At 72.3% G+C, this 21,483-nt stretch carries 21 protein-coding genes; 11 read left to right on the top strand and 10 right to left on the bottom strand.

Going from position 1 to position 21,483, the window contains the following annotated elements:
* Positions 1 to 93 precede the first annotated feature (93 nt).
* Positions 94 to 996: an alpha/beta fold hydrolase gene (locus ACO2Q3_RS14075; RefSeq protein WP_423307503.1), complete on the top strand. Its 903-nt coding sequence runs from the start codon at positions 94 to 96 to the stop codon at positions 994 to 996.
* A gap of 242 nt (positions 997 to 1,238) precedes the next feature.
* Here the strand turns inward: ACO2Q3_RS14075 and ACO2Q3_RS14070 are convergent, their stop codons facing one another.
* Positions 1,239 to 2,669, bottom strand: coding sequence for a DEAD/DEAH box helicase (locus tag ACO2Q3_RS14070; protein ID WP_423307501.1), 1,431 nt, complete (start codon positions 2,667 to 2,669; stop codon positions 1,239 to 1,241).
* Between the two features lie 313 nt (positions 2,670 to 2,982).
* Between ACO2Q3_RS14070 and ACO2Q3_RS14065 the strand changes: the two genes are divergently transcribed.
* Complete coding sequence (locus ACO2Q3_RS14065) at positions 2,983 to 3,381, top strand: (deoxy)nucleoside triphosphate pyrophosphohydrolase (protein WP_423307499.1); 399 nt, start codon at positions 2,983 to 2,985, stop codon at positions 3,379 to 3,381.
* Positions 3,366 to 3,539: a Flp family type IVb pilin gene (locus ACO2Q3_RS14060; protein ID WP_423307497.1), complete on the top strand. Its 174-nt coding sequence runs from the start codon at positions 3,366 to 3,368 to the stop codon at positions 3,537 to 3,539. The genes ACO2Q3_RS14065 and ACO2Q3_RS14060 overlap by 16 nt, the downstream gene beginning before the upstream one ends.
* Before the next feature lie 21 nt (positions 3,540 to 3,560).
* Here ACO2Q3_RS14060 and ACO2Q3_RS14055 read toward each other — a convergent pair whose 3' ends face one another.
* Positions 3,561 to 4,466, bottom strand: a complete 906-nt coding sequence (locus ACO2Q3_RS14055; protein WP_423307495.1) for a methyltransferase domain-containing protein — start codon at positions 4,464 to 4,466, stop codon at positions 3,561 to 3,563.
* Between the two features lie 74 nt (positions 4,467 to 4,540).
* On the opposite strand from ACO2Q3_RS14055, the gene ACO2Q3_RS14050 reads away from it, so the two are divergent.
* The 4 genes from ACO2Q3_RS14050 to ACO2Q3_RS14035 all read left to right on the top strand — a co-directional run bounded on the left by ACO2Q3_RS14050 (position 4,541) and on the right by ACO2Q3_RS14035 (position 6,929).
* Positions 4,541 to 5,326 (top strand): ComF family protein, encoded by a 786-nt coding sequence (locus ACO2Q3_RS14050; RefSeq protein ID WP_423307493.1) that lies wholly within the window; start codon positions 4,541 to 4,543, stop codon positions 5,324 to 5,326.
* Between the two features lie 99 nt (positions 5,327 to 5,425).
* Positions 5,426 to 5,680, top strand: a complete 255-nt coding sequence (gene grxC, locus ACO2Q3_RS14045) for a glutaredoxin 3 (RefSeq protein ID WP_423307491.1) — start codon at positions 5,426 to 5,428, stop codon at positions 5,678 to 5,680.
* Complete coding sequence (locus tag ACO2Q3_RS14040) at positions 5,680 to 6,495, top strand: carbon-nitrogen hydrolase family protein (protein ID WP_423307489.1); 816 nt, start codon at positions 5,680 to 5,682, stop codon at positions 6,493 to 6,495. The genes grxC and ACO2Q3_RS14040 overlap by 1 nt, the downstream gene beginning before the upstream one ends.
* Positions 6,492 to 6,929 carry a DUF1178 family protein gene (locus tag ACO2Q3_RS14035; protein WP_423307487.1) on the top strand — a complete coding sequence of 146 codons (438 nt, stop codon included), beginning with the start codon at positions 6,492 to 6,494 and terminating at the stop codon, positions 6,927 to 6,929. The genes ACO2Q3_RS14040 and ACO2Q3_RS14035 overlap by 4 nt, the downstream gene beginning before the upstream one ends.
* An 11-nt stretch (positions 6,930 to 6,940) precedes the next feature.
* On the opposite strand, the gene ACO2Q3_RS14030 is transcribed toward ACO2Q3_RS14035, so the two are convergent.
* Positions 6,941 to 7,291 (bottom strand): hypothetical protein, encoded by a 351-nt coding sequence (locus ACO2Q3_RS14030; RefSeq protein ID WP_423307485.1) that lies wholly within the window; start codon positions 7,289 to 7,291, stop codon positions 6,941 to 6,943.
* Between the two features lie 7 nt (positions 7,292 to 7,298).
* Entirely contained in the window at positions 7,299 to 10,634 is a 3,336-nt protein-coding gene (locus ACO2Q3_RS14025) for a YadA-like family protein (RefSeq protein WP_423307483.1), read from the bottom strand.
* Between the two features lie 200 nt (positions 10,635 to 10,834).
* Between ACO2Q3_RS14025 and ACO2Q3_RS14020 the strand changes: the two genes are divergently transcribed.
* Positions 10,835 to 11,830, top strand: coding sequence for a helix-turn-helix domain-containing protein (locus tag ACO2Q3_RS14020; protein ID WP_423307481.1), 996 nt, complete (start codon positions 10,835 to 10,837; stop codon positions 11,828 to 11,830).
* Between the two features lie 13 nt (positions 11,831 to 11,843).
* Here the strand turns inward: ACO2Q3_RS14020 and ubiG are convergent, their stop codons facing one another.
* Genes ubiG through ACO2Q3_RS14005 form a run of 3 tightly spaced genes read right to left on the bottom strand, consistent with a single transcriptional unit; the run spans position 11,844 to position 13,564 of the window.
* Positions 11,844 to 12,608, bottom strand: coding sequence for a bifunctional 2-polyprenyl-6-hydroxyphenol methylase/3-demethylubiquinol 3-O-methyltransferase UbiG (gene ubiG / locus ACO2Q3_RS14015; RefSeq protein ID WP_423307479.1), 765 nt, complete (start codon positions 12,606 to 12,608; stop codon positions 11,844 to 11,846).
* A gap of 31 nt (positions 12,609 to 12,639) precedes the next feature.
* A complete protein-coding gene (locus ACO2Q3_RS14010) occupies positions 12,640 to 13,032 on the bottom strand; it encodes a type II toxin-antitoxin system VapC family toxin (protein ID WP_423307477.1) in 393 nt (130 codons plus the stop codon).
* A complete protein-coding gene (locus ACO2Q3_RS14005; RefSeq protein ID WP_423307475.1) occupies positions 13,022 to 13,564 on the bottom strand; it encodes an AbrB/MazE/SpoVT family DNA-binding domain-containing protein in 543 nt (180 codons plus the stop codon). The genes ACO2Q3_RS14010 and ACO2Q3_RS14005 overlap by 11 nt, the downstream gene beginning before the upstream one ends.
* Positions 13,565 to 13,688: 124 nt before the next feature.
* Here ACO2Q3_RS14005 and ACO2Q3_RS14000 point away from each other — a divergent pair, with 124 nt between their 5' ends.
* Positions 13,689 to 14,936, top strand: coding sequence for an aspartate kinase (locus ACO2Q3_RS14000; RefSeq protein ID WP_423307473.1), 1,248 nt, complete (start codon positions 13,689 to 13,691; stop codon positions 14,934 to 14,936).
* Positions 14,933 to 15,376 (top strand): hypothetical protein, encoded by a 444-nt coding sequence (locus ACO2Q3_RS13995; RefSeq protein ID WP_423307471.1) that lies wholly within the window; start codon positions 14,933 to 14,935, stop codon positions 15,374 to 15,376. The genes ACO2Q3_RS14000 and ACO2Q3_RS13995 overlap by 4 nt, the downstream gene beginning before the upstream one ends.
* A gap of 9 nt (positions 15,377 to 15,385) precedes the next feature.
* Here the strand turns inward: ACO2Q3_RS13995 and ACO2Q3_RS13990 are convergent, their stop codons facing one another.
* Together ACO2Q3_RS13990 and ACO2Q3_RS13985 are read right to left on the bottom strand one after the other, a co-directional pair.
* Positions 15,386 to 16,798 carry an MFS transporter gene (locus ACO2Q3_RS13990; RefSeq protein ID WP_423307469.1) on the bottom strand — a complete coding sequence of 471 codons (1,413 nt, stop codon included), beginning with the start codon at positions 16,796 to 16,798 and terminating at the stop codon, positions 15,386 to 15,388.
* A gap of 83 nt (positions 16,799 to 16,881) precedes the next feature.
* Positions 16,882 to 19,230: a heavy metal translocating P-type ATPase gene (locus ACO2Q3_RS13985; protein WP_423307467.1), complete on the bottom strand. Its 2,349-nt coding sequence runs from the start codon at positions 19,228 to 19,230 to the stop codon at positions 16,882 to 16,884.
* Between the two features lie 64 nt (positions 19,231 to 19,294).
* On the opposite strand from ACO2Q3_RS13985, the gene ACO2Q3_RS13980 reads away from it, so the two are divergent.
* Positions 19,295 to 19,570: a metal-sensitive transcriptional regulator gene (locus tag ACO2Q3_RS13980; protein ID WP_423307465.1), complete on the top strand. Its 276-nt coding sequence runs from the start codon at positions 19,295 to 19,297 to the stop codon at positions 19,568 to 19,570.
* Here ACO2Q3_RS13980 and ACO2Q3_RS13975 read toward each other — a convergent pair.
* The gene (locus ACO2Q3_RS13975; RefSeq protein WP_423307463.1) at positions 19,539 to 21,308 is read right to left on the bottom strand and encodes an alpha/beta hydrolase family protein; all 1,770 of its coding nucleotides are present in this window, start codon (positions 21,306 to 21,308) and stop codon (positions 19,539 to 19,541) included. The genes ACO2Q3_RS13980 and ACO2Q3_RS13975 overlap by 32 nt on opposite strands.
* Between the last annotated feature and the right edge of the window lie 175 nt (positions 21,309 to 21,483).

The following is a 21,483-nucleotide window of genomic DNA, read 5'->3' as shown; positions in this document are numbered from 1 at the left end:
GGCCTCCTGCGACGCTTGCCCGGCCGCGTTCCGCCGTCTCATAGTCGATCCGAAGGCCGCATGGAAAACAGGCCTGCGCCAAGGGAGACGGTGATGCCGCACGTCAAGGCCAACGGCCTGGAACTCTACTACGAAAGCCACGGGCCGGACGACGCCGAGCCGATCCTGCTGATCATGGGCCTGGGGGCGCAGATGACCACCTGGCCGCCGGAGCTGATCGCCCGGCTGACCGACCAGGGCTATCGTGTGATCGCCTTCGACAACCGCGACGTGGGCCTGTCCGAGAAGCTCGACGCCGCCGGCGCGCCCGACCTGGCGGCGATCGTCGCCTCGCTGCGCGAGGGGCATGCGCCGCGCGTGGCCTATACCCTGGACGACATGGCCGACGACGCCGCCGGACTGCTGTCGGCGCTGGGCGTCGAGCGGGCGCACATTGTCGGGGCGTCGATGGGCGGCATGATCGCCCAGCTGGTGGCGGCCAATCACCCCGACCGGACCCTGTCGCTGACCTCGATCATGTCCACCACCGGCAATCCCGACCTGCCCCGCGCCAAGCCCGAGGCGATCGCCTTCCTCAACAACCGCGGCCCCGACCCGCGCGAGGACCTGGAGGGCTTCCTCGACAACGCCGTGGCCTCGAACAAGGTGATGGGCTCGCCGGCGCATCCGGCCGATCCGGCCGTGGTGCGGGCCAACGCCAGGCGCACCTTCGAGCGCAGCTTCTATCCGGTGGGGTTCCAGCGCCACTATGCGGCGATCACCGCCTCGCCGGACCGGAGGGCGAAGCTCGCCCGCGTGACCGCCCCGACCGTGGTGATCCACGGCGAGGCCGATCCGCTGGTGCCGGTGGAAGGCGGCCATGACACCGCTGCGGCGACGCCGGGGGCGGAGCTGGTGCTGATCCCGGGCATGGGCCACGACCTGCCGGCCGGCGTGCACGAGACCGTGGTGGCGGGCATCCTGCGCGCCGTGGAGCGCTCGAAGGCCGAGGCGTGAAAGGGGACGGGCGCTCAATCGCCCTGTTCGTCATCCCCGGGCGTCAGTCCCGGGGATCCATGAACGCGTGAGTGGCAGTCGCGAGCGGCAGCGGAGCGTTGCCGGATGCCGCTGCCGCCCCGTTGTGGCGCGCCCTTCGAAGCGCGCCAATCGTTCTCATGTGATCATGGACCCTCGGGACTAACGCCCGAGGGTGACGATCCAGAGTACGATGGGAAGGCGGTCCCGCCGCTCCTGGGTGATCAGTCCAGCGGCGACCAGGTCGCCGCGCCGGCGCCGGCGGGCTTGCCGCCGCTGCGGCGGTTGCGGCCGCTGCCCTGGCCTTGTCCGCCCTGACCACCCTGGCCCTGGGCGCGTTGCGGGGCCTGGCCGCTCTGACCCTGACCCTGGCCCTGACCGCCGCCGCGACGGCGATTGCGGCGCTTGCGCAGGGCGGGCGGCAGGTCGCGGGCGTCGGCCACCGGGGCCTTGGCCTGGGCCGGACGCTCGGGCTTGCGCTCGCCTTCCAGCTTCCGCTCGACGGCGGCGACCTGGCCGAGGGCCCGGTCGTTGCGTCGGTCGAACGACGGAATGGTCTGGCGGGTGGTCTTCTGGATGTCCTTCAGCAGCCCGCGCTCGTCATCGGCCACCAGGCTGATGGCGATGCCGTCGCGGCCCTTGCGCGCCGTACGGCCGATGCGGTGCACATAGGCGTCCGGCACGTTGGGCAGCTCGAAGTTGACCACGTGGGTCACCGACTCGATGTCGATGCCGCGCGCGGCGATGTCGGTGGCCACCAGGGCCGACACCTGGCCGGCCTTGAACGCCGCCAGGGCGCGCTCGCGCTGGCCCTGGGTCTTGTCGCCGTGGATCGAGGCGGCGCCGACGCCGGCGCCCTCGAGGTACTTGGCCACCCGGTCGGCGCCGCGCTTGGTGCGGGTGAACACCAGGGTGCGCTTCATGTCGCCGTCGGCGAACAGCTCGGCCAGCAGCTGGCGCTTGCGGTCGGTCTCGACGAACAGCACGCGCTGGTCGATGCGCTCGACCGTCGTGGCCGCCGGGGTGACCGACACCTGGGCGGGGTTCTTCAGCAGTTCGCCGGCCAGCTTGCCGATCTCGGCCGGCATGGTGGCGGAGAAGAACAGGTTCTGGCGCTCCTTCGGCAGGCCGGCGACGATCTTGCGGATCGGCTGCAGGAAGCCGAGGTCCAGCATCTGGTCGGCCTCGTCGAGCACGAACACCTCGACCTCGCGCAGGGAGGCGTGCTTCTCCTGCAGGTGGTCGATCAGGCGGCCGGGGGTGGCCACCAGGATGTCGATGCCGCCGGTCAGGGCCTTGATCTGGGCGCCGTACTTCACGCCGCCGAAAATCACCGCGACCGACATGCCCATGTGCTTGCCGTAAGCCTTGAAGCTGTCGGCGATCTGGGTGGCGAGCTCACGGGTGGGGGAGAGGATCAGGGCGCGGCAGCCGCGCTTGGGCGCGGGCTTCCGGTCCTGCGCCAGGCGGTGCAGGATCGGCAGGGCGAAGGCGGCGGTCTTGCCGGTGCCGGTCTGGGCGATGCCCAGCAGGTCGCGGCCGGTCATTACCGTGGGGATGGCCTGAGCCTGGATCGGGGTGGGGGTGGTGTAGCCCTTTTCGGTCAGCGCACGCGCCAGCGGCGGCGCAAGGCCGAAGTCTTGGAAGGTCGTCATATTGGATGGAAATCCCGGAATGGTCGCCACGCATACGGCAGGGCCCGCTTCTCGGGCGCCGTGGTGGCGGTCTTTATGGGGAGCGCCCCGCGTGTCCGGGCGATCTATCGACAGTCGACGGGCTCAACAGGCTCGGTCCGCAGTTTACGCAGACCCCACGCGGCTGGAGCGCCAGTCCGGCTCCGGCAAGCGAAGCACGCCGCTCACATCGTCTGCCAAGCCTTGAAAGTCAAGCCTTGGCGCTATGACGGGCGATAGTCGCGCTGTATTTGCCGCACCTGTTCCCTGATCGCTGGAGAGGCTCCGTTCGCCGATGAAGACCGTCCTGGTGGCCGCCGCGGCCCTGATCGACACCGACGGCCGGGTGCTGATCTGCAAGCGCCCGAAGGGTAAACACCTGGAAGGCATGTGGGAGTTTCCAGGCGGTAAGGTTGAGGAGGGGGAAACCTTAGAGTCATGTCTTATCCGTGAATTGGACGAAGAACTGGGCATAAAAGTCGCGAAAAACTGCCTCGCGCCCTTTGTTTTCGCCAGTCACGCTTACGATTCATTTTCCCTGATCATGCCATTGTTCCTGTGCCGGCGCTGGGAGGGCGTTGTCACCGCGCGCGAACACGAGGCGATCGCATGGGTAAAGCCGACCAGACTTTCCGACTATCCGATGCCGCCAGCCGACGCCCCGCTGGTGGCGTGGCTGTGCGATCTCATCTGAAGCGGTTCTGGGCCGACGAATCGGGCGCCACCGCCATCGAGTACGGCCTGATCATCTCGTGCATCTTCCTGGCCGTGGTCACGGCGATCAGCCTGTTCGCCGGCAACACCACCGCCATGTACGGCAAGATCAGCACCGCCGTGGGCAACGTGCGCTAGGCCCCGGGGCCGCGCCGTCGCCTAGCGCTTCGCCTTGTGCTCCACGACGCCCAGGGCGTCGGCCAGCCGCATCTTCGCTGACCCGGGCTTCAGCGGCTGCTGCTGGTCGGGATGCGGCGCCCAGCCGGTCAGGGTGATGATCTCGAAGGTCGCCGGGACGCGGCCGTCGGCTTCGGCGAAGCGCTGGACGTAGAGTTCGACCGCCCGGCCAAGGATCGCCCGGGTCAACGGCCCGCGCGGGCGCTCCACCAGCACGTTGGTCTCGCCCATCGCCCGCAGGTCCGCCAGCAGCCGCAGCGGGTGGGCGTAGCGCACCGTCACCCGGTCGACGTCCGACACCGGCAGGGCAAAGCCGGCTCGCTGCAGCAGGGCGGCGCCGTCGTAGGCGTCGGCGAAGGGCGAGACGCGCGGGCCGACGCCGGGCGCCAGCTCCGATTCCGCCTGCAGCAGCACCTGGCGCAGCTCGGTGAGGGTGGCGCCGCCCAGGATCGCGCCGATGAACAGGCCGTCCGGCTTCAGCGTCCGGCGGACCTGGATCAGCGTTCCCACCAGATCGTTCGCCCAGTGCAGGGCCAGGGACGACACCGCCAGGTCCAGCGAGGCCTCGGCGAACGGCAGGCGCTCCTCGTCCAGGACCAGCCGCAGGCCGGCGCGGCCCGCCAGCATCGCCGGGGCGAGATCGGTCTCGATCAGGGTGTCTATCTTGCCGGCGACATCGGGCTGCCCGGCCAGCGCCCGGGCGAACACGCCGCTGCGGGCGCCCAGATCCGCGGCCAGAGGGAACTGTCGCTGGATCGCGCCCAGGCGGTCGACGATGTCCTCGGCCGCCCGGCGCTTGAGGAAGTCGGCGCCGGCATAGCCGCGGGCGGCCCGCGCCAGGCGGCGGCGGTGCAGATCGCGGTCGAACAGGCGGGGCGGGGCGCTCACGCCGAAGGCCTACTGCAACCGCCCGGTCCGTGCCAAGCTGCGCCGGTCGGATGCAGCCCTTGACGGAGAGGCGGGTGGCGGACGCGCCGAGAGTGTTCAGGCCGGGACCGCGGGTGGGCGCCGCCCTGCGCGGCCTGCTCGACATCGCCCTGCCGCCCCGGGCGCTGGACGAGGGAACCGAGCTGCGGCCGGTGACCAGCCCCGGCCTCAGCGCCGCCGCCTGGAGCCGCATCACCTTCATCGCCGACCCGGTCTGCGACGCCTGCGGCGCGCCCTTCGACTACCAGCGCGGGCCCGGCGCGCTGTGCGCGGCCTGCCTCGGGCGGCGGCCCGCTTTCGACCGCGCCCGCGCGGCCTGCCTGTACGACGAGCACTCGCGCGACCTGATCCTGAAGCTGAAGCACGCCGACCGCACCGACCTGACCGGCCTCCTGGCGCGCTGGGTGGCGCGGGGGGCGGCCGAGGTGCTGGCCGAGGCGGACGCCGTGCTGCCCGTGCCGCTGCATCGCTGGCGGCTGCTGCGGCGGCGCTACAACCAGGCCGCGGAGATCGCCCGGCCGATGGCGCGCCTGGCGGGGCTGGCCTATTGGCCGGACGCGCTGGTGCGCCGCCGGGCGACCGCCAGCCAGGCCGGCCGGTCCGGCGACGCGCGCCGGCGCAACGTGGCCGCCGCCTTCGTAGTCTCGCCCGCCTGGCGGCGGCGCATCGCCGGCCAGCGGCTGGTGCTGGTGGACGACGTGCTGACCACCGGGGCCACGGCGGAAGGCTGCGCGCGGGCGCTAAAGGCGGCCGGCGCCGCCCAGGTGGACGTGGCGGTGGTCGCCCGCGTGCCCCAGACCACGCCCAGGATCGCCGTCTGAGACCGCATCCGCGCCGGCGGTGCGGCAAAACGGGTTCACCCTGTTGGCCGTCGCGGCGCGCGCTTATATGACGGGGTCACGATCCGTCACGAGACCGTCATGGCTGAAGTCACCATCTACACCCGTCCGTTCTGCGGCTACTGCGCCCGCGCCGTCTCCCTGCTCAACGAGAAGGGCGTGGCGTTCAACGAGATCGAGGCCGGCTTCGATCCCGCCAAGCGCCAGGAGATGGTCGACCGTTCGGGGCGCAACACCTTCCCGCAGATCTTCATCAACGGCCAGCACATCGGCGGCTGCGACGACATGATGGCCCTGGAGCGGCAGGGCAAGCTCGACCCGCTGCTCGCCGCCTGATGCGCGTCGCGCTGATCCAGATGCGCACCCCGGCCGACCAGGCCGCGGCGCTGGCGCAGGTCGAGCCGATGGTGCGCGACGCCGTCGCCCGGGGCGCCGAACTGGTGGTGACGCCCGAGGGCACCAACATCCTGCAGCGCGACCGCGCCAGGCTGTTCGACAAGCTGACCAGCCTGGAGGACGATCCCTGCGTCCAGGGCCTCGTCGCCCTCGCCGCGGAGCTCGATGTCTGGATCCTGATCGGTTCGGCCCTGGTGCGCCGGCCGGACGGCCTGTGCGCCAACCGCTCGGTGCTGATCTCGCCGCAAGGGGCGATCACCGCCACCTACGACAAGCTGCACATGTTCGACGTCGACCTGCCGACCGGCGATCGCATCCGCGAGTCCGAGAGTTATACGCCCGGCAAGCGGGCCGTCGTCGCCGAGGCGGCGGGCGGCAGGCTGGGCCTGACGATCTGCTACGACGTGCGCTTCCCCAAGCTGCACAACGCCCTGGCGCACGCCGGCGCACAGATCATCACCGTGCCGGCGGCGTTCACCCGCCCCACCGGCGCGGCGCACTGGGAGGTGCTGCTGCGCGCGCGGGCGATCGAGACCGGCGCCTTCGTCCTGGCGGCCGCCCAGGGCGGCTTGCACGAGGACGGCCGGGCGACCTACGGCAACTCCCTGGCCATCGCGCCGTGGGGCGAGGTGCTGGCGCGCGCCGAGGGCGAGGCGCCGGCGGTGCTGATGGCTGATCTCGACCTGGGTGAGGTGGCGAAGGCCCGCCAGGCCATCCCGGCGCTGAAGAACGAGCGGGCGTTCGCCGGTCCATGATCAAGTACGCCTTGGCCTGCGATGGCGGGCACGCGTTCGAGGGCTGGTTCGGCGCCTCGAGCGACTTCGACGACCAGGCGGCGCGGGGGCTGCTGGAGTGCCCGGTGTGCTCCAGCCACGCCGTCTCCAAGCAGATCATGGCCCCGGCCGTGGCCGGCACGAAGGCGCAGAAGACCGCCCAGGAGCCCGGCCCGGCCGCCACCCGGGCGATGATGATGCAGGCCATCGGCCAGATCCGTCGCCACGTGGAGGAGAACTTCGACTACGTCGGCGACAGCTTCGCCCGCGAGGCGCGCGCCATCCACGAGGGCAAGTCCGAGGAGCGCGGCATCTATGGCGAGGCCTCGCCGTCCGAGGTCAAGGCGCTGGTGGAGGACGGGGTCCCGGTGGCCGCCCTGCCGCCGGAACCGCCGAAGAAGACCGAGGTCAACTAGCCCGGGGCCGGCTAGCGCCCCGGCGGCCGCGTCCCCTCAACCGCACAGCTGATCGAGCCGATGGCGTTGGGCCCGTACTGCACGAAGCCGTTGGCCAGCGGCGCGGAGTGCTGGGCGGTGATGGGCAGGTACAGGTAGCAGACGACGCCGCTTTCCGGATCGCGCCAGCGCTGGATGACGGTGTCCTGCAGCGGGCCGGCGAAGGTCCGCTCCAGCTGCAGGCGCGGGTACTGGCTCCACGCCGAGGACGGGCGGGCGGCCGGCGCCGGGCCGGCGGGTCTCGCCGGCGCGGGCTGGGCGAAGGCCGCCGGGGCCGCGAGCGCGGCCGGCAGCAGCAGGGCGGCGAGGATGACCTTGCGCATCGCCGCCTCAGAACTCGAAGCCCACGCCCACCCCGCCGCCGGCCTGGCCGTGGCTGGTGACGTTGAACCCGGCCTTCACCGTGGTGCGGTCGTCGTCGAAGCGCTTGGAGAGGCCGGCGGCGAAGCCCACCTGGTCGCCCCACACGCCTATGCCGAAGCCGACCAGACCCTTGCCCGGCTTGACCGGCTGGGGGATGTAGCCACTGGCCAGGGCCGCGGCCACCGCCGCGTCGGCCCGCTGCCGGTCGTGCTGCACCACCCCGTTCAGCGCCGACACCTGGGCGTCGGTATAGCTCTTGGCCTGGCTGACCGCCGCGGCCTGCGCCGCCTGCACCTGGCCGACGTCGGCCGCATCGGTGCTGGCCACGCCCGCCGCCACGTTGTGGATCGTCGCCGCCGCGCCGCCGGGGTTCAGGGTGACGCCGGTCTTGCCGCTGGCATCGTACTGCACGGAATTCTGGCCGAGGGCGAGGGCGGTGTTGGCCGTGCCCTGCGCCGTCGCGGCATTGCCGAGGGCCGTGTTCGCCGTGGTCTGGGCCGTGGCGGCGTTGGCCACCGCGGTATTGGCGGTAGTCTGGGCGGCGCCGGCGTTGGCCAGCGCCGTATCGGCCGTTCCCTGGGCGGCGTTCGCCGCCGTCTGGGCCGCGGCGGCGTTGGCGAGGGCGGTGTTGGCCGTGGTCTGGGCGCCGCCGGCGCTGGCGAGGGCGGTATTGGCCGTGGCCTGGGCCGCGGCCGCGTCGCCCAGCGCCGTGTTCGCCGTGGTCTGGGCCGTGGCGGCGTTGGCCAGCGCGGTGTTGGCCGTGGTCTGGGCGCTCGCCGCGTTGCTGAGGGCGGTGTTGGCGGTGGTCTGAGCCGTCGCCGCATTGGCCAGGGCCGTGTTGGCCGTGCCCTGCGCGGCCGCCAGCGCCTGGTTGGTCTGATACAACTGGTCGCCCGTCACCGCCTCGGTGCTGCCCGCGGCGATGCTGCCGGCGGCGATATTGGTCAGCTTGCGCTCCGCCCCCGGCGCTCCAAACGACACGGTGTTGGCCGTGGTCGCCACCGAGCCCGAACCGATGGCCACCGCGTTCGCGCCGGTCGCGGAGGCGCCGGGGCCGACGGCCGTGGCCAGTGCCCCCGTGGCGGTCGCGTTGTCGCCGTAGGCGGCGGCGCCGTTGGCCGCGACGGCGTTGAGGCCCACGGCGACGGAACCGGTCGCGCTGGCGCCATGGCCGATGGCGATGGCGTTGGTCCCGGTGGCGGCCGCGTTCTGGCCCACAGCGACCGCGCCCGCCTTGCTGGCGTCGGCGCCGGCGCCGAGCGCGGTGGCGTTGTCTCCGGCCGCCTGGCTGTTCGCGCCCAGGGCGACCGCCGCGGCGCCCGCCGCGGTCGCGCCATGGATCACGACCCCATCGCCGCCGCCGATAGCCACGCTGTTCACCCCCGCCGCCGAGCTGGAGGCGCCGATGCCGGCGCCGTAGTCACCCTGGGCGACGGCGCCGAACCCCTGGGCGATCGCCGCCTTGCCGCCCGCTGAGGCCTGGGAGCCGATCGCCACGCTGACGAAGCCGTCCGCCATGGCCGTCACGCCCAGCGCCGTGGCGCCCACGCCGGAGGCCTCCGCCCCATAGCCGAACGCCGAGCCGCCCGCCCCGGTGACCGTCGCCCCCGCCCCGAACGCCGAACCCTGGGTGACGCTGACGAGGCTTTCGCTGCCGACCGCCGTGGTGAAGTCGCCGTTGGTGGTCGCGCCCGTGATCGCCATGCCGTCGCCGGAGCCGATGGCGATGCTGCCCGTACCGCGGGCCTGGGACGAAGCGCCGATCGCGTCCGAATAGTCGCCCTGCGCATAGGCGTCGAAGCCCATCGCCACGGCCGCCTTCCCCGCGCCGTCGGCCTGGGAGCCCACGGCGACGCTGACATAGCCGTCGGCCTGGGCGGTGATCCCCAAGGCCGTGCCGGCGATCCCGGAGGCCTCCGCCCCGAAGCCGAACGCAGATCCGCCATCGGCGCTGACGACGGCGCCGTTGCCGAAGGCGGAGCCTTGAATGGCGGTCACCTGGCTCTGGTCGCCCACCGTGGTGGCGTCCGCCAGGGCGGCGATCGAGCCTTGGCCGATGGCCACGGCGTGATCGCCAGCGGCGCTGGCGCCATGAACCGTCGCGCCGTCGCCGGCGCCGAGGGCCACCGCGCCGAGCCCCGAAGCGCTGCTGTCCGCGCCAAGCGCCGCCGTGTTGTCGCCCGACGCCTTGGCCCCCAGGCCGACGGCGGTGGATTCGCTTCCCGACGCGTGGGCGCCGCCGCCCAGCGCCGTCGCCGCCAGGCCGCTCGCCTGCGCCAGCGGGCCTACGGCTGCGGCGCCGAGCTGGTCGGCGACCGCCCCCTCGCCAAGGGCCACGGCGCTGCTCGCCTGGGCCCGGGCGTTGAAGCCGATGGCGACGCCGGCTGCGCCGCTGGCCTGCGTGCTCACGCCGATCGCGACGGCGTTGGCGCTGCTTGCCTGCGCGCCCACGGCGGCGCCGCCGCCGATGGCGATGGCGCCGCTGTCGGAGGCCACGGCGTTGCTGCCCTCGGCCAGGCCGAAGGCGCCGCTGGCCTGCGCGCCATGGCCCAGGGCCATACTGTCACCGCCGGAGGCGCCGGCGGCCGTGCCGAAGGCCAGGTCGTTCTGCAGCATGGCCTTGGCGGTCTGGCCCATCGCCAGCGTGTTGTTGCCGGCGGCGCTGCTGTTGGGACCGATGGCGACGCCGGAGACGCCCGCCGCCGTGCTTCGGAAGCCGATGGCCACGCTGGCGCCTCCGCCGGCGTCCGCGAGCGTGCCCATGGCGATGCTTTCCTGCGCCTCAGCCGTCGCTTCGCCAAGGGCGAGGCTGTTGTCGCCCTTCGCCGTACCGTGACCGAATGCGCCGGAGGCATAGCCATCCGCATGCGAGCCGAAGCCCACGGCGGTGGCGTAGCTGTTCGTGGCCGACGCCTCGTAGCCGAGCGCCGTGGATGAGTCGCCGCTGGCGGTGGCGCTGTCGCCGAACGCCGCGGCCGACACATTGTTGGCGGTCGCGCGAACGCCCACCGCGGTGGCGTCCTTCGCGCTGGCGACCACGTCGGGCCCGACGGCGGTCGCACTCTGGCCGTCGGCCGCCGTCCCAAGGCCGATGGCAATGGCCGCGTCGCCGTTCGCCGTGGCGGGAGAGCCCCCGGCATCGCTGATCGCGACGTGGTCGGCGCCCCCGCCCGCGCCGTTGCCGACGTCCAGCGCGACGGCCGGTTGCGCCATGGCCAGGACGGCCAGGCCGGAGGTGGTCAGAAAGAGGCGGCGCAGGGCTGCGCCCCGCCGCAGGCGGCGGCGGTTGGATGGTTGAGACACAGGATCGCTCCCCACAAAGCTGATCGTCCGCGGGCTTGCGGACATGGCCGGGGACCCTAGAGCTGCGGGCCCGGCCGCTCTTGGAGTCGGCGGAACCGGCCTTCGGACTATGCGGACCTGCGGGCAGGCTTGCGCTCGCCCGCGGAAGCGAGGTAGTCGCGTAACGATGTTCTACCCGGTGCGCGTGTTGGGGGTGCGCCTTGATCGACGATGCGCCGCCGGATTTCCGACTGCTCCGCTTTTCCACTGACCGCCTCGACCGCCCGGACCGGTTCGAGATGTGGCGCGAGGTGTTGACGCGAAAACTGCTTCGGGTGGCGATCGATCCTCTGACCCACGAGCCGTTCACCGCCAGGGTGATGATGCGGGCGCAGCACGGCTTCCGCCTGGGGCTCGGCGAGACGGGACCGACCATCAGCCGGCGCACCCGCGCCGTCGTCTCGGCCGACAACGACGACCTGGCCCTGCTGGTCAACCTGGGCGGTCCCTTCACCCTGCTGCGGCCGGCGGGTGACCTGGCGCTCAGCGAGGGGGAGGGGGCGCTGGTCAGCTGTGCCGAACTGGGCGACATCGCCCGCCCCGGCCGCGGACGGCAGCTGTGCGTGCGCATGCCGCGGGCGGCCATCGCCCAGCACGCGCCGGACGTCGAGGCGATGACCGGTCGGCTGATCCACCGCACCGTGGACCCGCTCAGGATGCTGATCCACTACGTCGCCTATCTGTATGAGGACGACGACATCGCCATGTCGCCGGGCGCCAGCGAACTGGTGGTCAAGCACATCGCCGACCTCGTGGCCCTGATCATCGGCGTCGAGCGCGAGGCGGCGATCGAGGCCGCCTCCGGCGGCCTGCGGGCGGCGCGGCTGACCGCGGTGAAGGCGCTGATCGCCGCCAACCTCGGGCGCGAGGATCTGAACGCCGAAAGGGTCGCCGAGGCGGTGGGCGTCTCCCCGCGCTACGTCCGCCGCCTGTTCGAGGGCGAGGGCGACAGCTTCTCCAACTACCTGGCCGGCCAGCGTCTGCAACGCGCGCACGACCTGCTGGCCAGCCCGGCGGCGGCCGGCATGAGCATCGCGCAGATCGCCTATGACGTCGGCTTCGGCGACCTGTCGTACTTCAACCGGCGGTTCCGCCAGGTTTTCGGCGCCCGGCCCTCTGACGTGCGGGCGCAGGCGCGCGAGGCGACCCGGCATTGAGCGCGCCCGTGGCTCAGGCCTGCGGCGTGACGGTCATCATGTAGTTGATGTCGGCGTCGGCCGAGCGGCCCCAGCGGCCGGTCAGCGGGTCGAGCGCCAGGCCGAACGGGCCCTCGACGCGATAGGGCTCGCCCGCCAGGAACCCGCGCAGCTGGTCGGGCGTGAGGAACTTCTTCCAGTCGTGCGTGCCGGCGGGCACCCAGCGCAGCAGGTATTCGGCGGCGATCTTGGCCAGCCCCAGCGCCTTCAGCGTGCGGTTCAGCGTGGCGACGATCATCAGTCCGCCGGGCGCGATCAGGCCGGCGCAGTCGCGCAGGAAGGCCCCGGGATCGGCGACGTGCTCGATCACCTCCATGTTCAGCACCACGTCGAACCGCTCGCCGGCCGCCAGCAGCGCCTCGGCGGTGGAGGCGCGGTAGTCGATGGCCAGGCCCATCTGCGCCGCGTGGGCGCCGGCCACGCCGATGTTCTCCGCCGAGGCGTCGACCCCGGTGACCGCGAAGCCCAGGCGCGCCATCGGCTCGCACAGCAGGCCGCCGCCGCAGCCGATGTCCAGCAGCCTGAGGCCCTCGAACGGCCGCCGCGCCCGTGCGTCCCGGCCGAAGTGCGCCACCGCCTCGTCGCGGATGAAGGCCAACCGCGCCGGGTTGAAAGTGTGCAGCGGGGCGAACTTGCCCTTCGGGTCCCACCACTCGGCGGCGATGGCCGAGAAGCGGGCCACCTCTGCGGCGTCGATGCTGGAGATACCCGAATGGGGCGAGTGGGCGGCCGCGGTCATGGCGCACGACTGGACCAGCCGGGCCGGCGGGTCAACGGATCAGGATGACCTCGACGCCGAGCACGCCTTCCAGATCCTTCCACTTGCGATCGGCGGTGAGAATGGGGCGGCCGGTCTCCTGAGCCAGGGCCAGGCAGAAGCGGTCACCGAGCGAAACACCAAGGCGGCGGATGCGTGGATACATGCGAGCGACCGATATCGCCTGACTTCGGTCGGCCGACGCCACCCGGTAGGGGGTCCGGAACGTGGTAAACTCTGCCTCGCGTTCGTCCATGCCCAGATCGATCAGCTTGACGACCACCTCCGCGAGATTGACGGCAGACACCACCGCCTGGGAAGCCGCCTCCCGCACCACCTCGGCCCCCGGCTCCCGAAGAATGTTGGCCAGGATGGCGGAGGCGTCGAGGACGACTTCAGTCGTCATCGGCTTCCTCGGCCTCCGCCTCCCGGCGACGGTCGGCGATCAGCGACTCCGACGCCATGGTGCCCTCAGGGATATAGCGGCGGACCATTTCCTGAACCTGGCGCATCGCGGTGTCGGCGCTGATCAGCTTGAACTCGTCGCCTTCCAGGAAGCCGAGCACGATCTTGTCGCGATCGGTGTTGAAGGCGTCGCGCACCTCGCGTGGCAGCACCACCGACCCGTCCGGACGCACCACCAGCCGGTAGGCGCCGCCGCCACGCGCCTCGATGAAGCGGGGGTCGTTCATCGGCCCGTCGAACGCCGCGCCGCCCTCCTCCACGCCTTGCTGTACGCCGCTGAGATCGGCGTGGCCGAGGACATAGCCGCCCTTCTGCTGGTCTCCCTCCAGCACGTTGCGCACGTGCTGGTAGCGCTTGCCGAGGAAGCGCGCGATGTCGGCGCGGGCCACGCCGGCGGCGTCGAGCGCGCGGATCCGGTCGGAGACGGTGGCGTAGGGCTGGACGATCTGGGCCAGCCGTTCGGGCGGCAGCATGGCGCGTCTCCCTGGATTTGATAGTTACTTTGATAGGTTGTTGATAGGTTGTCGTCAAGCGCTTGTCCCGCCCGCACAGCGTCGCTAGAAGGGCGCCCTTCGTGCGGAGGAGGGCGGCGCGGCTTTGTCCCGTCTGGTGATGAAATTCGGCGGCACCTCGGTGGCCGACCTGGAGCGGATCCGGCGCGTGGCCCGGCTGGTGGCGGCCGAGGTCGCGACCGGCAAACAGGTGGCCGTCGTCGTCTCCGCCATGTCCGGCAAGACCAACGAGCTGGTGGCCTGGACCGACGGCGCCGGCGCGGCCGCCCAGGGCATCGATGCGTCCGACGACGAATACGACGTCGTCGTGGCTTCCGGCGAACAGGTGACCGCGGGCCTGCTGGCCATGACCCTGCGCAACATGGGGCTGCGCGCGCGCTCGTGGATGGGCTGGCAGGTGCCGATCATCACCGACGACGCCCACGGCAAGGCGCGCATCGACGAGATTCCGCCGGAAAAGCTGACGGCCGCGCTCGAGGCGGGCGAGGTGGCGGTGATCGCCGGCTTCCAGGGCGTCGACCGGCAGGGCCGCATCGCCACCCTGGGCCGCGGCGGCTCCGACACCAGCGCGGTGGCCATCGCCGCGGCGGTCAAGGGCGACTGCGACATCTATACGGACGTGGACGGGGTCTACACCACCGACCCCCGGATCGAGGCCAAGGCCCGGCGCCTGGCCAAGGTCAGCTACGAAGAAATGCTGGAGATGGCCTCCCTGGGGGCCAAGGTGCTGCAGACCCGCTCGGTGGAGCTCGCCATGGCGCACAATGTGCCGGTGCGCGTGCTGTCGAGCTTCGTCGAACCCGGCGAAGCGCCGGGACAGGGCACCATCGTCTGCGACGAGGAGGAAATCGTGGAAAAGCGTATCGTCAGCGGCGTGGCCTATAGCCGCGACGAGGCCAAGATCAGCCTCTTCGGCCTGCCCGACCACCCCGGCGTGTCGTCCGAGATCTTCGGCCGCCTGGCCGACGCCAACGTCAACGTCGACATGATCGTCCAGAGCCACGCCCGCACCGAGGGCGCGGCCAACATGGAGTTCACCGTCGGCAAGCGCGACGCCGCCCGGGCTGTGGACATCGTCCGCGCCGCCCAGAAGGAGATCGGCTTCGAGGACGTGGCGGTGGACGAGGACGTCGCCAAGGTGTCGGTGATCGGCGTCGGCATGCGCAGCCACACCGGCGTGGCCAAGACCATGTTCCAGGCCCTGGCCGACAAGGGCGTCAACATCCAGGTGATCTCCACCTCGGAGATCAAGATCAGCGTGCTGATCGAGGCGGCCTATACCGAACTGGCCGTCCGCGCCCTGCACGCGGCCTACGGGCTGGACCAGCTGTGAATCTGATCTCCGGCGTCGACTTCGATCCGGAGAGCAAGACGGCCACCTTCAGTGGCGACGGCGGGCTGATGCTCCTCATGCACTTGCTGCTGAAGGCCAAGTTCGGCGAGCCGTTTCACGGCGACATCTTCCTCAATCCGTGGGTGAACGCCCTGGTCCGCGGTGTGGATTCGGTCTCCGACAAGCCTCAGCCGGTGAGGGCGGCGGCAGCAGGGTGGGCCCTGGAGTTTCTCCATGCCATGGGCAGGGAGATCGCCCTTCAGGGCGAGCGTGCCGGCTTCTGGGCCATGACCGCGGACGAGCGGAAGGCCTTCATCCGCGACGTAGCGGCGGCTCCCCATCGGCTGAGCGACGCCGAGGTCGAGACCGTCCTGGACTCGATTGACTCCACTGTCTGGAACGCTGATCGGCTCGTCCGGGCGTCGCGCCAGGAACCCTGAACCGCGGCTTCAGACGGCCGCCGCGGCGCGCGTTCCCTTCCCGCCGCCGATCCGCAGCAGGCTGAACCCCGCGGCGACGATCGCGAACACCGCGGCGCAGGCCAGGGCGGCGAACTCGCCGCGGGCGCCCAGCAGGTGCAGCAGGATGGCGGTCAGCACCGCGCCGGTGGTCTGGCCGGTGAGGCGGGCGGTGGCCAGCATGCCGCCGGCGGCGCCGGCCCGCTCGCGCGGGGCGCTGGTCAGCATCATCCGGTTGTTGGGCGCCTGGAACAGGCCGAAGCCGAACCCGCACATCGCCATGCGCCAGCCGATCTCCAGGCCGGTCGCGTCCGTCGGCATGAAGGCCAGGGCGGCCAGCCCCGCCGAGAAGATCGCCAGGCCGCCACCGCACAGCACCGCCGTCGACATGCGGTCGGCCAGCCAGCCCGCCAGGGGCGCGGTGACGGCCACCGCCGCGGGCCACGGGGTCATCAGCAGGCCGGTCTCCACCTGGCTGCGGCCGAGCGCGTTCTCGAAGTGGAAGGGCAGGGAGACGAAGGCCAGCATCTGGGCGCCGAACGAGGCGATCGAGGTGGCGATCGACAGGGCGAAGGTGCGGTTGCGCAACAGGTCGATCGGCACCAGCGGCCGGGGGCGGGGCCACTCGCGCATCACCAGCAACGCGCCCACCAGCAGGCCGCCCGCCAGTTCCATCGCGCCCAGCAGCTTCGAACGCGTGCGGCTGAGCACATCGACGCCGCTGATCACCAGGCCGAAGGTGGCGGCGTTCAGCGCGGCGCTGAGCCAGTCGAACCTGCGGTCGGCCAGCGGATTGGACGGCAGCGACAGCCGCGCCAGCACCAGGGCGGCCAGGCCGATCGGAATGTTCACCGCGAACAGCCATGGCCAGGGCGCCACCGCCAGGATCGCCGAGGCCACGGACGGTCCCACCGCCGAGGCGGCGGAGACCACCATGGCGTTCAGGCCGATGCCGCGGCCCAGCAGCCGGTGCGGATAGATGAACCGCACCAAGGCCCCGTTGACGCTCATCACCCCCGCCGCGCCGAAGCCCTGCAGGGTGCGCGCAGCGCTGAGGGTCACCAGGTCGTGCGACAGGGCGCAGGTGAGCGAGGCCAGGGTGAAGACCGCCAGGCCGCCTTGGTAGATGCGCCGATAGCCGATGATCTCGCCCAGGCTGGCCAGCGGCAGCAGCGAGACGACGATCGCCAGCTGGTAGGCGTTGACGATCCAGATGCTCTCGGCCGGCTGGGCGCCGAAGTCGCGGGCGATCGCCGGCAGGGCGACGTTGGCGATCGAGGAGTCGAGCACCGTCATGGTGATGGCCATGGCGACCGACAGCACGGCCCAGTAGAGCGGGGCGCCGGTCAGGCCGTCCGGCTCGGCAAGCGTCTGGGCGGAGGGGGCGGGAAGGGTCTGCTGCACGGTTTCAGAATGGGCGGGCGACGCTGGCGTTCAATGGCCTGGCCTTGAACGGCGCCCGCGTTGCAGCCTGATGTCCGCGCCGCTCAGAGTTTCGCCGCGTTCAGGCGCAGCGCGTTGCTGACCACGCTCACCGACGACAGCGACATGGCCGCCGCGGCGATCGCGGGCGACAGCAGCCAGCCGAACGCCGGATACAGAGCCCCCGCCGCCAGCGGCACGCCGGCCAGGTTGTAGACGAAGGCGAAGGCCAGGTTCTGGCGGATGTTGCGCATCACCGCCCGCGACAGTCGCCGCGCCCGCACAAGCGCCGACAGGTCGCCGCCCAGCAGGGTCAGGCCGGCGCTCTCCTTGGCCACGTCGGCGCCGCCACCCATGGCCACACCCACGTCGGCCGCCGCCAGGGCGGGGGCGTCGTTGACCCCGTCGCCGGCCATCGCCACCACCTTGCCGGCCTTGCGCAGGGCCTGCACGGCCTGCGCCTTGCCGGCCGGCGAGACCTCCGCGCGGACCTCGTCGATCCCGAGGCGGTCCGCCACGGCCCTGGCGGTCACCGCGTTGTCGCCGGTCAGCATGACCAGCTTCAGCCCCGCCGCGTGCAGGGCCTCGACCGCGGCCCTGGCCCCCTCGCGCACCGGGTCGGCGACGGCGAGCGCGCCGGCGACGGCCCCATCCACCGCGACGAACACCACCGTGGCCCCCTCTGAGCGCTTCGCCTGCGCCCAGTCCGAGAGCGCCGCGGCATCCGCGCCCTGTTCGGCCAGGAAGCCGGCGCTGCCGATGGCCAGGCGCCGGCCTTCCACCGTGCCGGTCACGCCGCGGCCGGCGGGGGCGTCGAAGTCCGTCGCCTCGGCCAGGGCGTAGCCGCGCGCCGCCGCGGCCTCGACGATGGCGCGGGCGATCGGATGTTCGCTGGACCGCTCCAGGCTGGCGGCGAGGCGCAGCAGCACCGCGCCGTCGAAGTCGCCCACCGGTTCGATGCCGGCATAGGCCGGGTGGCCCTCGGTCAGGGTGCCGGTCTTGTCCACGGCCAGGGTGTCGACGGCGGCGAAGCGCTCCAGCGCCTCGGCGTTCCTGACCAGCACGCCCGCGTGGGCGCCGCGTCCGACCCCGACCATGATCGAGATCGGCGTCGCCAGGCCCAGGGCGCAGGGGCAGGCGATGATCAGCACCGAGACGGCGGCGACCAGGGCGTGCGCCAGGCGTGGCTGCGGCCCGACCAGCGCCCAGACGGCGAAGGCGGCGACGGCGGCGGCCACCACCGCGGGCACGAACCAGCCGGCGACCCGGTCGGCCAGCCCCTGGATCGGCGCGCGCGAGCGCTGCGCCTGCGCCACCAGCTGGACGATCTGTGACAGCAGGGTGTCGGCGCCCACCTTGTCGGCGCGCATCACCACGGCGCCGGAGGTGTTCAGCGAGCCGGCGGCCAGGCTGTCGCCGGGCCCCTTGCCCACCGGCATGGATTCGCCGGTGATCAGGGCCTCGTCCACCGCCGTGCGGCCCTCGAGCACCTCGCCGTCGACGGGGATCTTCTCGCCCGGGCGCACCCGCAGCCGGTCGCCAGGCCTGACCACCTCTACCGCGACGTCCTCGTCGGTCCCGTCGGCGCGCACGCGCAGCGCCCGGGCCGGGGCGAGGTCCAGCAGGGCGCGCAGGGCGTGGGAGGTGCGTTCGCGGGCGTTCAATTCCAGCAGCTGGCCGACCAGCACCAGCACCACGATCACCGCGGCGGCCTCGAAGTACAGTGGCGGGCCGCCGTCCATGCCGCGGAACTCGGCGGGGATCACGCCGGGCGCCAGCACGGCCACCGTCGAGAACAGCCACGCGGCCATCACCCCCAGGGCGATCAGGGTGAACATGTTCAGGTGGCCGCTCTTCAGCGAAGCCGCCCCGCGCTCCAGGAAGGGCCAGCCGGCCCACCACACCACCGGCGTCGCCAGCGCCAGCTCGCCCCAGCCCTGGACGCTGGCGCTCAACGGCAGGCGCAGCCCGAACAGGTGCGCGCCCATCTCGGCCACCAGCAGCGGGGCGGTGAGGACGGCGCCGATCCACAGCCGGCGGGTGAAGTCGGCGATCTCGGGGTTCGGTGGCTGGTCGGCGGAGAACGCCTCCGGCTCCAGCGCCATGCCGCACTTCGGGCAGGCCCCGGGCCCCACCTGGCGGACCTCCGGATGCATCGGGCAGGTGTAGATCGTGCCGGCGGGCGGAGGCGGCTCGGGGGCGCGCGGCGAGAGATAGCGATCGGGATCGGCCGTGAACTTGGTCCGGCAGCCCTCGCAGCAGAAATGGAACGTGCGGCCGTCGTGCTCGGCGCTCGGCTTGCCGGCGTCCAGGCGCACGGTCATGCCGCAGACCGGATCCCTGGCTGTCGCGACTTCGGCGGTCGCACCCTCGGCGGACGAGGCGTGGGCGTGGGCGGCGTGGTCATGGCTCATACCCCCGCAGATATACCCCCATGGGGCATGTTGCAATTACCCTGGCGGGGTATATCCTCAGGCCATGCACCGCAGCAACAAGCCACAGCTCGTCAACCGCCTGAACCGCATCGAAGGCCAGGTGCGCGGGATCAACCGGATGGTCGAGGAAGACCGCTACTGCATCGACGTGCTGACGCAGATCCGTGCCGTGCGGGCGGCTCTGGCCAAGGTGGAGAGCGAGCTGCTGAAGACGCACCTCGACCATTGTATCGAGGGCGCCATCGTCAGCGGCGACGCCGCCGAGCAGCGCAAGAAGGCGGCGGAGCTCATCGAGCTGCTGGAGCGGTCGGCGCGCTAGAGGCCGCTGGGGCGGGCTTCGCGGCTGGCGGCGGCGCCATGCCGGGGGCCCAGTGGGTGGCCGTGCCCGCGACCATGTACCAGGTGACCACCAGGGCGCAGACCAGGGCGCCGGGGAGCGCGCTGCCCGTGCGCCGCCAGGCGAAGGCGCTGACCAGGCCGACGGCGGCCATCAGCGGCAGAAACTGGATGGCGATCACGGTGTTCAGCGGCTGGTCGGGGGTGAGCAGCTGGCCGTCGAGGAACAGCGGCAGGTATTCGGCCGCCAGGAACACGAGGAAGCCCCCGGCCATCGCAGCGATCGCCGTGGCGCCCGTCGCGACCGCGCCTTCGCCGGCCACCGCCAGGTTGCGGTGCAGCGCCGAAAGGGCGACGACGAAGAACAGGGTGAAGGGCGCCAGGTAGAGGGCGAAGGCCGTCCACTGCCACGGCGCCATCAGCTTCAGCGCCACCACCCACAGTCGGAAGTCGGTCTTGAACAGGACGTCCGTGAGCCAGAGCGCGCCATAGCCGATGGCCGCGGTGGCCAGGGCCAGCCCCAGGCTGGGCAGCCACCGCGCGGGGACGCCGGTCCTCGGCGACCGCAGCAGCAGACCCAGCACCGCGATGATCGCCGCGTTGAGGACCGCCCACGCCATGATCTGGCTGGTGATGCTCTGGGGGAACAGGGCCGAGGGCGGGGCGGCCAGGGCGCCCAGTCCCATGAACGGGTAGAAGGTCAGCACCGGGATCACGGCCCCCAGCGCCAGGGCCGCCCACCAGCGCAAGTCGCGTCGCGTGCGCTGCGGCGAGGGCGCGGCGCGCAGGCCTGCGAAGGGCGGCAGGCCGAGCAGCAGGTCGAAGGCCCCCAGGACCAGCGCCAGGAAGCCGAAGAGCGCGACGCCCGTGCCGGCTTCCTTCCACATCCAGACCTGGTCGGCGGGATCGCGCGGGCTGGGCGCGCCGAGGGTGCGATCGAACCAGGCGAGGGCGTCGCCGATCGCCTCCGGCGATACGTGGTCGCCCGGATGCGTGGTCGTCGGCGTGAACAGCATCCGCCCGGTCCCGGCGGCGAGGTCGCCGTACAGCCGGCCGGGAACCAGCGGCGCCGGCGCGCCGAACACGCGGGCCAGTTTGGCGCTGGTGGTCACGTCCCGGGCACGGGCCACGCCCCACATCAGCTGCGAGAACTCGTCGTAGCGGCTGTAGACCACGGCCAGGTTGCGCGGCCAGGCGGCGTCGCCTTCGGCGGCGAAGCCGGAGCCGGTCGATGAGCCCTCGAGCACCATGGCCCTGTAGGCGTCGGGCATGGCCTTCGCCGCCGCGAGCACCGTCCAGCCGCCCATGCTGTGTCCCTCCAGGCCGATCCGCGTGGGATCGACCATCGGCAAGTGTCGCAGGTAGGCAAGGCCGGCTGGGCCACCGAAGCCTCCCGCGAAGGCCGGCGGGCTGGAGTAGCCGTGGCCCGCCTGGTCCAGCGCCAGCACAACATAGCCGCGGCGCGCCAGCTCGATGGCGAAGCCGTCCTGGGTCTCGCGGGAATTGATGTAGCCGTGCACCGCCAGCACGCCGGGCGCCGGGCTCCTGGCGAGGGCATTGGGGGGCACATAGAGCAGGGCGCTCAGGGTGGCGCCGCCGGCGCCCGGAAAGCGCACATCCTCGACGCGAACGCCCCCGCCGGTCTGGATCTTGCGGGCGACCGCGCCGCCGCCAAGGATCAGCGCCCAGCCCAGGATGAACAGCCACCAGCCCTTGCGCATGCCGCCCCCTTGGGCGGCTTTGTCCGGTGATCGCCGTGCGCGCCCTTGTCGCCAGCTTCCGACACACCACCTGCGGGGGCAAGGGTGGCGACGGGGCTGTCCGGCGGCGGCGTCCAAGAAATGGGCGGCGTGGCGAAATCGCGCGGCGCCTCTCGCAACCACGCGGCTGTTCGCG

The organism is Caulobacter sp. KR2-114, assembly GCF_049446115.1.
In the GTDB taxonomy this organism is placed as follows: Bacteria; Pseudomonadota; Alphaproteobacteria; order Caulobacterales; family Caulobacteraceae; genus Acaudatibacter.
This window is presented reverse-complemented; position numbering and strand designations above follow the sequence as displayed.